General features: G+C 29.0%; 12 protein-coding genes. All 12 read right to left on the bottom strand.

All coding sequences use genetic code 11. From position 1 onward, the window contains the following. Nucleotides 1-9: 9 nt before the first annotated feature. Nucleotides 10-1,404 carry an exopolysaccharide biosynthesis polyprenyl glycosylphosphotransferase gene (locus RM697_RS01830; protein ID WP_311426136.1) on the bottom strand — a complete coding sequence of 465 codons (1,395 nt, stop codon included), beginning with the start codon at nt 1,402-1,404 and terminating at the stop codon, nt 10-12. Nucleotides 1,405-1,449: 45 nt separating this feature from the next. Beyond that, a complete protein-coding gene (locus tag RM697_RS01825; protein ID WP_311426135.1) occupies nt 1,450-2,460 on the bottom strand; it encodes a glycosyltransferase family 4 protein in 1,011 nt (336 codons plus the stop codon). Further along, nucleotides 2,417-3,622 (bottom strand): O-antigen ligase family protein, encoded by a 1,206-nt coding sequence (locus RM697_RS01820; protein ID WP_311426134.1) that lies wholly within the window; start codon nt 3,620-3,622, stop codon nt 2,417-2,419. Before RM697_RS01820 ends, RM697_RS01825 begins: the two co-directional genes overlap by 44 nt. Nucleotides 3,623-3,789: 167 nt before the next feature. Next, nucleotides 3,790-4,593 carry a transglutaminase domain-containing protein gene (locus RM697_RS01815; RefSeq protein ID WP_311426133.1) on the bottom strand — a complete coding sequence of 268 codons (804 nt, stop codon included), beginning with the start codon at nt 4,591-4,593 and terminating at the stop codon, nt 3,790-3,792. A gap of 41 nt (nt 4,594-4,634) precedes the next feature. Beyond that, nucleotides 4,635-5,762: a glycosyltransferase gene (locus RM697_RS01810; protein ID WP_311426132.1), complete on the bottom strand. Its 1,128-nt coding sequence runs from the start codon at nt 5,760-5,762 to the stop codon at nt 4,635-4,637. A gap of 4 nt (nt 5,763-5,766) precedes the next feature. Beyond that, entirely contained in the window at nt 5,767-6,870 is a 1,104-nt protein-coding gene (locus RM697_RS01805) for a glycosyltransferase family 4 protein (protein WP_311426131.1), read from the bottom strand. Continuing rightward, nucleotides 6,867-8,195: a glycosyltransferase family 2 protein gene (locus RM697_RS01800; RefSeq protein ID WP_311426130.1), complete on the bottom strand. Its 1,329-nt coding sequence runs from the start codon at nt 8,193-8,195 to the stop codon at nt 6,867-6,869. Before RM697_RS01800 ends, RM697_RS01805 begins: the two co-directional genes overlap by 4 nt. A gap of 61 nt (nt 8,196-8,256) precedes the next feature. Continuing rightward, nucleotides 8,257-9,333, bottom strand: coding sequence for a glycosyltransferase family 4 protein (locus tag RM697_RS01795; protein ID WP_311426129.1), 1,077 nt, complete (start codon nt 9,331-9,333; stop codon nt 8,257-8,259). A 76-nt stretch (nt 9,334-9,409) separates the two neighbouring features. Then, nucleotides 9,410-10,084 (bottom strand): class I SAM-dependent methyltransferase, encoded by a 675-nt coding sequence (locus tag RM697_RS01790; RefSeq protein WP_311426128.1) that lies wholly within the window; start codon nt 10,082-10,084, stop codon nt 9,410-9,412. A gap of 61 nt (nt 10,085-10,145) precedes the next feature. Continuing rightward, nucleotides 10,146-10,931, bottom strand: coding sequence for a hypothetical protein (locus RM697_RS01785; protein ID WP_311426127.1), 786 nt, complete (start codon nt 10,929-10,931; stop codon nt 10,146-10,148). 12 nt (nt 10,932-10,943) lie between these two features. Then, nucleotides 10,944-11,678: a methyltransferase domain-containing protein gene (locus RM697_RS01780; RefSeq protein WP_311426126.1), complete on the bottom strand. Its 735-nt coding sequence runs from the start codon at nt 11,676-11,678 to the stop codon at nt 10,944-10,946. An 81-nt stretch (nt 11,679-11,759) separates the two neighbouring features. Beyond that, the gene (locus RM697_RS01775; RefSeq protein ID WP_311426125.1) at nt 11,760-12,962 is read right to left on the bottom strand and encodes a glycosyltransferase family 4 protein; all 1,203 of its coding nucleotides are present in this window, start codon (nt 12,960-12,962) and stop codon (nt 11,760-11,762) included. Between the last annotated feature and the right edge of the window lie 5 nt (nt 12,963-12,967).

The raw sequence follows: 12,967 nt of genomic DNA, 5'->3' as shown, positions 1-12,967 counted from the left end.
CATCACTAATTATTGACCTCTATAGTACAATACAGTACTCATTGTTTTAACAATAATATTAAGATCTAAGAAGATACTACGATGCTTAATGTAGTATAAATCATATTGCAATTTTATAAGACTCTCATCTACTGAACCACCATATCTAGATTTTACTTGAGCCCAACCTGTTAAACCTGGTTTAATAATATGTCTTGTTTCATAAAAAGGAATACTTTTAGATAATTCTTTTACAAAAAAATGTCGTTCTGGACGTGGACCAATAATACTCATATCGCCTTTTATGATATTTATAAACTGAGGGATTTCATCTAATCGAGAACGTCTTAAAAATTTACCAAAAACAGTTACTCTGCTATCATTTTTAGAAGCCCATTGCATACCATCAGATTCTGCATTTTTTATCATGCTTCTCAATTTTAATATGCTGAATAATTTACCATGTCTTCCAACACGTTCTTGGGTATAAAAAAGAGGACCTCTATTACCTAATGCATTACCAATAATAATTATTGGTAAAAGCAAAAGGCCAAATAATAAGCCTATACATGAAAATACTATATCAAAAAATCGATGAGATACTAAATAGAGTTTGTTTTGATTGCTTCTACTAAATGGGAAATATTTATAAAAATCTTTACCTACAAATTGTATAGGAACTCTATACGTAATTTCTTCATATACTTGAGTAAATTCTCTTATGCTAAAGCCTGTTTCTAATAATGCAATAAGGTTATGATATACATCAGAGGTAATTGTTTCTGGGTTTAAACTACTTATCAGTACTTCAGAAATTTTTTCTTGCCTAATAACATTAATGAGATCTTTTTTATTAAACTCCTTTAAGCCTCTAAATTTTATGGGATCTTCATATTCTTCCTCAGAATTTATAAATCCTATGACTTTATAGTTTGGATCAGAAACATTCAATGTCTTTACAATCTGATCTATATTAGATACTTCACCTATTAATAATACACGTTTAAAAAAACGAGGCGATTGTATAAATGTTAAATAAGCTAATCTCCAAAGAAATATAGCTAGTATTAAAACCAGATAAAAATATACTATTTGGAGTCTATTTTCTGGTAGAAAAGGTGTGTAGAAAGGTGTTAAAAGGTAAAAAAGTACTGTTAATGAAGTTGTAAGTACAATATTTTTAAATGTGACATCTAATTTACTAGCTTGCTGTAGATCATAAATTTCGAAAACCGTACCAAAAGCGATAAGATAAAAAGCCAAAACGAATAAAGGGATAACAAATTCAGTAGTAAACTGAATATATTCAAAATCAAAGCATAAGTCTAAAACATAAATACCTAAAAAGACCATGAGTATATCCATTAATCTAAGTAATAGTTTACGTTCAGAAACTTCGAAATGAATTCCTTTCTTTGATGTCATAGAATTTTGGTTAGTGGTTAAATATACTAACTATCTATTAAAATCCTAGTTTAAAACCTCAAACCACTTGTGTTTAATAATCTGCCAGTCAAACTGTTCCACTTTAGCTCTAGCATTATAGGCTAATGTCTTATAAAGGGTTGGATCTTTAAATAAGGTAATGATAGCCTCTGACATTGCATCAGGATTGTTCTGTTCCACTAACATACCTTCTATGTCATTTTCTATTAAATAAGGTATTCCACCAACATTAGTGGACACTATAGGTAAGCCTAAAGCCATAGCCTCGATAACACTTACAGGCATATTATCAAAATTTGTAGTATTTAAAAAAATAGTATAGTCTTTAGAAAGTGTGATCCATTCTTGCTTGGTTAACTTCCCAGTAAATTTCACATTTAGTTTTTTTTGGGCTGCTAATGCTTTTACTTCTTCTAAACTACCATCACTATCAGGACCAACCATACATAAGCTAACCTCGTAACCTCCAGTAATCAACTTATCTAATACATGAATAGCCATTTTAGGGTTATATATTTTAGAGAAAGAACGTACCCAGAGTAGTTTAATATTCTGATCATTTCGCTCAAGGAATCTGTAATTTTCAATTTCTATGGTGTTAGGAATAAATAATACATTTTGATAACCATTGGCCTTAAAAGTTTCAAATAGATAAATAGAAGGTGATATATTTACATAGGAATTATTAAATATTAGCTTACATAGCAAAGGATTATTTTTTAATCTTTTAGGTAGATTTCCTCCATGTAGTATTGGGATGCAAGATAGTTTAAAAACTCTACTTAACTGGCTTACAAAAAAAGCATAATAAAAATTGAGAGTACTGTAAGTATCAATAAGAATAAAATCAACCATTTCCCTATTCTTAAAAACACTAATGAGCATATCTATTAATCTAATTAATTTATTAGATTTTGAAGATGCATAACTCAAGTTATAGCCTTCATTTTCTAATAAAAAACCTAGGGTTTCATTATAGGAACTATTAGAGTTAAGCTTGTTTAATTTGTTTCCTATGTAAAGGACGTTTTTCATGAGTAATTTTGAGTAATGCTAGAGCATAAATAAAAGCAGGCATAGCAATTCGCATAGACATATGATTAATAGTAAGAAACCAAAACGTTAAAAAAGCAAAAAAGTAATAATTATTTTTGTTTTTTGCTCTAATATCTAAAGGTTTAAATACTAATATTAGTAATATAAATACACCAAATATTCCATGTTCGGCTAAAGTTCGGCTAAATTCACTATGCGAAGTTGTACCTTGCCCCACAATCTCCTTCCTCTGATCCTTTGCTCTACTTGATCCTATACCAAAAAAAGGGTTATCTATAAATCCACTTAACTCTTCTGTAAACAACTCCAATCGTCCTGTGGTTAAATTTTCTTTATCTCGTCCTAAATGATCTTTATTTGCATATCTTAAATTAGTAATACCATCTGTTTGATTTACGCTTACGAACCACGTAGTGGCAAGGCTGACACATAATATTAAAAATAATCCTATGACTTGATTTTTCCTTTTAAAAGACACTTTTGCATAATAAAAAAACAAAAAAACGATTATAGTGGCTACAGCTGTTAATACACCGCCTCTACTTAATGTTGTTATCGCTCTAAAGGATATTAAACAAAGAACTAAAGTATTTAAAAATTTTAAGGGTGTCGTTGATGATTTTGTAAATAGTCTTATCGCTGCAATAAACATGCCTAAACCCAGAACTGCAGAAACTTGATTAGCTCCCCATCCACCTGCTGCTGCTCTGTTTGAGGCAGTACTAGATAAAACCTCTTTAAGATCGGGAGTATAAAAGTAGATATAAGTGGTATGCATTATTATAGGTAATAACATATATAACAATATTGTTGACATTTGATTAAATGTCACCTTTGTATCGTAGCAAAATAATGCAGCAAAGCCTAAACATATTGGCCCACTGAGAACAAAAGCAATATTAGTTCTAAAATTAGCATCAAAACTCAATGTGGTTGAAGCCACAAATATGGATGGTATCAAAAACATGATATACATAAAATATGGATAACCTTTTCCAGATATACCTTTATATAAAATGCCCATAAGCACAAAAAATATCACCACATATTTTCCGGCCTCATAAGAAATAGACCCTTTTGTTGTTCTAAGAAAAACCTCAGCACCAACAATGTAGGCACAAGCTTTAAGTACTTCAAACACCCTAAATTTATTAGTAGATATAACTATCCTATAAATAAAGATAAATATCACTATCAAAAAATACAGCTTCGCTAGGTTTTCATTTAGGTAGATTAATACACCAATTGCTACATGTAAGGCAATTGCAGATATATAAGTGATATTAGTTTTCAAGCGATTGATAATTATTAAGAAAATAATTTTGAGAAATCATTATATGGGAACAAATATCTGTAACTTTTTCTTTGTATATAGACTAAGAAATGAATAAAAAAAACTGGTAAGAAAGGTTTAAATCTATTCAAATAAGTATCATATATTTTATTCGAATAATTATGTACTAGAAAAGATACATTATCCAAGTGATAATAGTTTTTAACAACACTTTGCTCTAATTTTGCATCAACTTCAGAGAAAAAATTATGCCTAATTTTAACTTTCTCTTTTTTACTATACAATTCGTCTACAGATATCGGTATACTATTATTAAATTGAAAAAGGGCACAATAAGACACGTCTATTAATACCCATTTTTTTAATGTATTACAATAAATTTCATTAAAAGAATGTCCACCGTAAAGTTTATCAAAAGGAATTCTTGTCGTTCCCCATTCTCTAACTCGTATGTTATTTATAACACAAAAATTATTAAATATTTGAGCCATATCACTACAAACACCACCTTGCCCTGAAAGCATAATTTCTAATGCTTTTTCTGAGGGTTCACTTAGACCAGGACCTCCTTTGATATTTTGATAAAGCCAAGTGCTTATTGTCTTTGCCTGTTCAAGTTCAGATTTTGGCTTCCCTTCACAAAAGATTTTATCATTAATATCAACAAAAAGTTTAGGAATGTCCTTAACACCATTAGTTATGTTATAGTCTAATGTTTCAATACTTTTAGGATCTGTATTTTTAGATAATAATTTAAATCGGATTAAGTATAAAAAGGGATGGCGTTTAAATAACCATACTATTTTTTTCAACAGCATCTTAGACAAGTCTTTACAAAGGCTAAATTTATCTTTTTATTTTAAATTATAATCCTATTTTTCAATTTATTATTGAAATAACCATAGGTGAATTTTTGCAAAAAAGATTTAGAATAATTAATCATAGAAAGGTAATTGTTTTCTGACACACTAATGAAAACTTCAATTAACGCTCTTAAACATGTAATACTCAGCTCTTCTATTAAAAACCCGTTTCTATTATGCTCAATATAATCTGTTATAGCATGAAATTTAGTTACTATTGGAAGACATCCATAATTTAATGCTTCTGTAATTACTTTAGGAAATCCCTCAGATTGTGAAGGCAAAACAATGATATGGGAGCGTTTATAGATATCATGCACTTCAGCTCTTGATAGCGTTCCATGAAAAATAAAATCCAAAGGATTATGTTTTACTATGCTTTTATAGTAAGTTATATTACCATTGCCAACTACATGAATTTTTGATATTTTATTACAATACATTTCATTTAAATCATTAAGAGCATCAATAAGTAAATCTAAACCTTTTTGAGCCTCAAGCCTGCCAACAAAACAAATTTCAATATTATGAGCAAACATTGTTCTTGATTCTATAACTTTGGCTCCTTCAATAAACTCTTCATCAGTGAGACAAGGGTTTTCAAAAGACAAACAGTGCTTTGGTTGATCATCCCAAAACCCATTTATAGTTACTTTTCGTTTTTGTTTTTTCAACATCCATTTCTGAAATCGATAAGCCAATGGTGCATTATTCTGTTTCCAGTTTCCTGCGTATTTAAACCATCCTTTTTTTGATGAAAACAATACTAAATATGGAATTACAAAAACACCTATTCCTGTTGGTGCTCTAAATTGAAAATAATCAGATTTAGAAATAGCTGAGCTAACTGTTTTTAACACTGAAGGCATTTTCCAAATAATAGACCATTTACTTCCAATCGTATGTCCTCCTAAAGCAGGAATAGGAACAAACGTTATTTTATCTGAAATATAAGGTAAACTGCTTGATGGTGCTTCATCATTATGCAACATTGCTACATGAATAATCTCTTCAAAAACTGCTAGTAATTTATTAATTTCTGTAACTGTAGAGCCTAATCCTACAATATTTCCATTGGATTTTTTATAATGCTCTGTATGAGAAATTATAGTTAGAGTTTTCATTTTTTTAATTCAGCAATTCAGTATATGGTAATATAATATGAGACCAATCATGTGATTTTGCCCAATTTCTAGCTTCCTTTTTAAATCTCAATGTATTGTTATTAATTAATTCTATAGCGTTAATTAATGCTTTAGGATTATTTGACTCTATTAAAACACCAGACGTTTTATCATCAATTGCATCTTCAATGCCACAACCTTTTGAACCAATAGCTGGTATTCCTAGAGCATTAGCCTCTAATATAGCTATTCCAAATCCTTCTACATCACCTGTTTTACTCTCAGAGCTTAGCATCACAAAAATATCAGTAGCTTTTAAAATGTGTTGTAAATGTTTTTGATCAACATTGCCATGAAAAGTGATGTGCGTTTCAACCTTATGTTGCTTCGCAATATTAAAAAAGTTATGGGCCTCGGTAGGAATTCCAACACAGTGATAATGAATATTTGGAAATTTATTAATTAATTCTGGTAACTGTTTAATAACGTTTAATTGACCTTTCCTAGAACTTACTCTACCTACTGTGGTTAAGGTTGGATGCCCTTTTAATTCTATCTCAGTCAATTCATTTTTAGTCCATGATTCTAAATTAATTCCGTTAGGAATTACTGAAACCTCAAGATTCAGATGAGAAATGAGAGTCTTTGTGTAATGAGATACAGCAATTATATGATCCATACGTTTTAATGCAAAGTCTATAGATTTTCTTAACAGAGTTGGTTTAAAATTAACCTCTGTACCATGAATAACAGCAATGGATTTTACTTTACGAAAAAGACTTAAGAAAGCAACATTCCAAAGTGAAAATTTACCTGTAGCTATAACATAATCTGCTTTTTTTAAACTCTTATAGGTTTTAATTATTCGCCTTAGATACATTATAATCCTAAAGCTATATCTTTTAACTCTATAAACTGAAAAGGGTTGTGCTCTATCAAAATTATGTTCATCTGCTCCGCTAATGGAACGTTGGTCTGTAATAACTGAAACCTCATAGTGTGCCTTGGTAAGGTATAACGCCAAGTTGAAAGCATGATTCCCTATGCCTCCTGGCTGAGGAGGAAACTCTGATGAAACAATAACGATATGTTTGTTAAGATGGTTCAATCTAAAATTTCAATTATAGTCCCTTTGTTTATTTTTTTTGTTGCTCTCTGCCATGAGATCATTACTTGGCAAAATATAATTGGAAATAATAATAGCGTAATAAACGAACCAAAAACTAGCAAGGGTTTATTTTTTTTAAACTGATAAGGAAATACGGAAATTGGTACAGTTCTTAGCATTGCTAAGATTGAAGCTTTTTTTCCAAAATAGCGTCTAAAAAAATAGAGTACACTAGGAATTGGTCTTGGCGCAAAAAAATTAGAGGGTCTAAAGGCGTCCCAACTTCCCATTTCTCGTAAACCTCCAGTATTTGCTTTTACATCAATACAAGATGCTAAAGGATTTGAAACACTTTTGATATCATTTAAGTAAACTCGCATTCCAAACTCACCATCTCCCATACGTTGCTTTTCAAATTGTCTATCAAACAATCCTATTTTACTAAATACATCTTTATACAACATGGCATTTCCTGTTGCGAACTGTGATGCTAAAGCAAAGAAAGATCGCTCTTTTGGAATGGCCTTTCCTTGAGGATAAAACACGCCAGCTGAGACTTGTGCATTAAAAAAATCTAGGCATTTTAAATGATGTCTTAACCAACTAGATTGAACTCTAACATCATCTTCTGATAAAGCAATTAAATCACCATTTGCAATTTTAATCGCAGTATTTCTAGCCAACCATAAAGCTTTTTCTTGTTGTTTAATGATATTAAAATCTAAATTAAAAGCTTTATAAAAATCTTCATTAAATGGCTCTGATTGATCAACAACTATAACCTCAAAATTTTTATAATCTTGTTGCTCTAAATCTTTTAAAACATCCTTTAAATAAATATACCTGTTGAGTGTTGGAATGATTACACTTACTTTAGGAGAGTCTTCAATTAGTTTAGAATTAAAACTATAATATTCTGAATCAAAAAAAGAAGTTTTTGAGAAATTTAATCGCTTTGTATTTCGAGATATAAACCATGCTCTTATTTCTTTGATAGGATTTTTGAAAGAACATAATCTTAAAATTAAAACATAAAATACCCAAGCACTATGAAAATTTCTTCTTATAAATCGGTAGTTATCTTCAATAGGAATAGGATTAAACTTTTCATAAGTTAAAACGTCTCCTATATATCCTTTATTAATGGCTTGCCAAGATAAGTCATAGTCTACAGCATGCTGTGACTTGTAATTATTATCAATCTCTAGCTTCTCTTTTACAGAATTAGGTAAAGCATCAATGATTGGAAAAATAGACTTGCCATCATTAGTAAAGCGTTGGAAATAATGTGTTGGTTGTAAATATCTTAGAAAAAAAAATGGCATTATTTATTACAATTAACAACTTCGATTCTAATACAATTATAGCTATAAAATAAGTCTTAATTTAATCATTACCTATAATTATATCTTTAATAGATTTATATATCTTTTCTTTATCAAAAGTTTCTGCATAAAGTTGTTTAAAAAATATTGAGTTTAAACCTCTTTTATTAATATACTCTAATAACTTTAAAATCAATTCTTCTTCAGAATCTGGATTAAAAGTAAAATCGACTATATTATACTTCTTTTGATCAATAAAACTTAATGAACCAAATTTTGAAGAGACAATTACTGGACTACCAAGTGCAATTGCTTCAATAAAAACTAAACCAAAGGCCTCATTCAAGCTTGGTAAAACCAAAACATCCATTTTTTTATAAAAAACTACCATTTCATGAACATTTAAGAGTCCTAAAAATTCAACCTCAACATGTAGGTTGAGCTCTTTAACTATTTGCTCTAATTTTTTTTTGTAATCTCCCCATCCAGCAATAAATAATTTAACGGTATGTCCTTTGGCTTTTAATTTGTGAACAGCTCGTATTACTATTTCATGATTTTTATCTGCAAGTAGTCGTCCTGGACATCCAATAGTAAAAACTGATTTATTATTTATTAATGTAGCAGAGATAGTACTTTTTGAATAATTTTGAATATTAGTCCAAAAAGGAATACTAAATATCTTGTGCTTTTGTACTTTATAAATGGTATGAACTTCACCTTGTAATATCAAAGAATTTGTGATGATCTTATCAGCCAATTTCAAAAACTGTTTCTTAATCCAAATTTTTAACTTATTGGGTTTATTATGACCATAAACTGTATGAAACCAAACAATATTAGATTTTACTCTTAATAATTTACCAAATAGAAGTGCTGGGTTAACATAACTGAAATTTGAGATTACTATATCTGGTTTTACCCTTAATATTATTTTAAAAATATTAACATAATTGAAAAAATACCCACCTCTTTTATCACCATAGATTTGCACACCATCCTGAACAAAAGCTTCCTTTCTATGCTTTAGGTAATAATTGTGGACCTCCAAACCATCTTTATTCAATTTAGAAGATAATTCCTGAAAAAAGTTAGAAAGTAACCCTTTATTATATGTATATAGAATGAGTATTCTCAATTCTTAAGTGATTTTTTAAATATTAGTATTAGCATATGAGTTTTTTATTAAATAAGCAACATCACTTAATCCAAAATTAAATCTTTATCATTTTCAACATAATTTGCTGATCAGACCCAGGGATTCCAGAATTGTGCCCTAAAGATTTTAGGCTTCCTAACTGTTCTAATTCAATTCCATTTTTATTAGCTAAGGTTTCATAAAAGCTAATTTTTCTAAAAACTACTGGAAAACCTTCCCAGTATCCGTCAGGGTGATCTCCAATATTCACATTAGCAAAAAAAACTCCATCAGATTTCAGGTATTTACTAACAAAGTTAAAACACTGATTAGCTATTTGATCGTTGAAATGAATTAACACTGAAAATGCAAAAATCATATCATATTTAACGTCTAACTTTATCTCATCAAAACGAATAAATGAAATCAAATTGGGCATCTTATAATCTAATTTCTGTTTCTTTAATTCTTTTTTTCCTTCTTCAAGAACATGTTTTCTTACCTCTAATCCATAATAATTACTTACATCTAAAAAAGATATCATTGGCAATCCTCCTCTTAGGGTTCCACAACCTATATCCAATAATATATCTGATTTATTTAATCCTTGTTTTATCAAAAAATCTATCTGAAACTGTTGCTTCATCTTCCACAAATTTCCAGCACCAACTAAAGAATGCCTTTTTTCTTGTCTGCTTTTTATAAAATAATTTATGCTTTTTTTTATTATTATAATTACATTATTAAACATAATGATTTAGTTAAAATTATTGATATTGTATTTTTATTAAATTAAAAACCTTATTAGGTAATTACCATTTTCCATGTACAAACTCATCATGTTTTTTTAAACCGTCTATTAATTCTAAGAATGTTTTATCATTTTCAAATTCTAGATATCTAGAATTAAAATGCTTATTATTAAAACTGCTTCCTCCTCCATATCTATTTAGCACCTTTTTAGATTCTTTTAAATTAGGAATAAAAAACAAACTAAGATCTAACTGATTTAGGTCTTTAACCAAATTACTATATCTAATTATATTCGATTTTGAATCACCATAATCTTCATGATGGTTTCTCCATAATAATCTAGTATGCTCTAAAACTTTTCTATCTTTTCTTAAAAGTTTTGCTAAATGAGCATGATTTAATCTGCTAGCCATTATATTTCGTAAATCTCTAACTACAATTAATTTTAAAGTTTTTAATTCTTTGAGATAACCTTGCTTGAAATAATCACATGTTTTATAGAAGTCATTAATACTTAAATCTTCATAACCAATTAAGAGTAAAATCTTGTAAGTAAATCTAAACTTAGTTTGTAATCCCTTTCTAATATCTAAACTGCTATAATAGTTTTGATTATTATAAAAAATAACAGAAGCTGACGAAGAGTCCATTAAAGTTTTCATGAGGTAATGATTCCCAGATCGTCTCATTCCATTAATAAAAATAATTGTAGTTTGCTTTTTATTCAGCTTTAAAACTCCTTTTAAGAATATATCATAAATTTTCAAATAGAGTCTATATGGCTTACTTCGCCATATTTTTTTTCTTAATTTAAAAAACCTAAACTTACTTGATATATCCTGCATATTTAATTAAATTTACTTGTATACTACCGCAATTAAATGTGCTGTTTCTTGAGATATATTATTTACCCTTTTAGACTGAAATCTGTTAATAATGTTAGATATTATTGATTTTAGTGTTTCAAACGGATTACTTATGCTGTAGCTTTTTAAACCTTGCACTCTATGCTTTCCTGTACTTACAGCATAATGCACCTCAACGGTATCAAAATATTTTTCTAGCAATGTAGTAAGCTCCATTTTGGTGTAGTGCCTAACATGATCTGGATTTTTATTTGGACCTTCATTTTTAATATAGTCACCATTGGGTGTTGTAAAATAAGCCCAACCGTTTGGTTTAATAACTTTAGATATATTTTTTACAAAAACATCATCTTGCTCTACATGTTCAATAACTTCGATACACGCGACTGCATCAAAAGTTTCGTCTTTTAAAGTAGATGCTGTCATGTCTTGTATTATAATTTCAGATATATTACTACGCTTTTTTTTTATCGTTGACAAAATAGTATCTGTAAAACCAAGATGCAATGCTTCTTTGTCACCAGTTTCTTGTGGTACATCTAATAAGGTAACGTTTACTGGTAAATTTATAGTGTAAGGAGATTTACGTCCACCAACATCTAAAAGCGAAAGTCTATTGTTAGTATTTGATGATTTTAGCAATTGTTTTATATCATTACGAACTGTAACCAAATGCGTTGGCATTATAGAAAATGTAATCCAACGAAAAAACTCATATGTAGTCATCAATGATATTTTATACAATAATAAATATTACACTTTAGAAAACCTATTGAATACTAAAAAGCTGAAAGTTTATCAAACATTTTAGTGTGAGTAAAAGTTAACAAAGCGTTTCTTTTGCATTTCTAAATTAAAATTTTGTTTCACTCTAAGCATTGCTTTTTGCTTTATTATTTCTTTTTTAGATGTAGATAAGTTGTTGACTTCTATGATTTTACTGGAAAATTGTTTAGGGTTTCGTTTAGGAACAATCCAACCTGTTTGTTCATTTATTATGTTCTCTTGAAGCCCTTCTGCATCTGATGCTATGCATAACAATCGCATGGCTTGTGCTTCTAAAAGAGCATTACAAAAGCCTTCTTGTATACTATATTGTAAATATATATCAGCATTTTGTAAGTGGTTTTTAACTTTACCTTGGTTTAACTTACCTGTAAATTCAACATTATCATTTATTTTTAACTGATGTGCAGCAAAAATAAGACGTTCATAATCATCACCTTCTCCAATAATTGTGTAATGAAACTTAATATCTTGTTGTTTTAATAATGCTAGTGCTTCAAGAGTATACTCTAAGCCTTTTTTCCAATGTAAGCGAGCAACGGTAACCATTTTAAGCGTTTTGTTATCTCTATTTGAGCTTGCTTCACATCTAAATTGTTCTGTATTTATTGCTGGTGTTATTACCTTTATTTCGGCATCATTAATTTTATAGTTTTCAATTAGTGTTTGTTGCATTTCTTCTGAAAGCACGTGGTACTTAATAGCCTTTTTCCATAATCTATCATAACATCCAGAATGTTTTAGAGGTGTTAAGTACAAATCTGCTCCTCTAAAACTTAAAGCCATTTTTGCATTCATTGCAGCTGCAATATTCTCTCGGTTTATGGCCAACATTCCATAACCAAAATGCAACCAATCTAAATCTTCTTTTAATATAAATTGGTTGAGGATAATATTCTTAACATTCTGAAGAGTAGACAGATTGTCTTTTTTATTTAAGAGGAATAATTTTAAGCATTTTTTGGGTCTTAAAACTAATCCTTTTATAAAAATCATAGAGCTTGTAAAAATTGAAGAAACTCTACTCTTTTTTACTAAAGGAGCAACAACAACTTTACACTTATAATCTAAATCTGAATTATTTGCATATTCTACAAACAAGATAACATTAAAACCAGATTCTTGTAAACCTTTAATTTTATTTCTAAAAAACGTTTCGGAGTATTTAGGTATTGAGGATAGTACAATACCAATGGTTATTTTGTTATTACTCGCTTTTGTCATCTTTA

It is taken from the genome of Microcosmobacter mediterraneus, assembly GCF_031846265.1.
Lineage (GTDB): Bacteria > Bacteroidota > Bacteroidia > Flavobacteriales > Flavobacteriaceae > Microcosmobacter > Microcosmobacter mediterraneus.
This window is presented reverse-complemented; position numbering and strand designations above follow the sequence as displayed.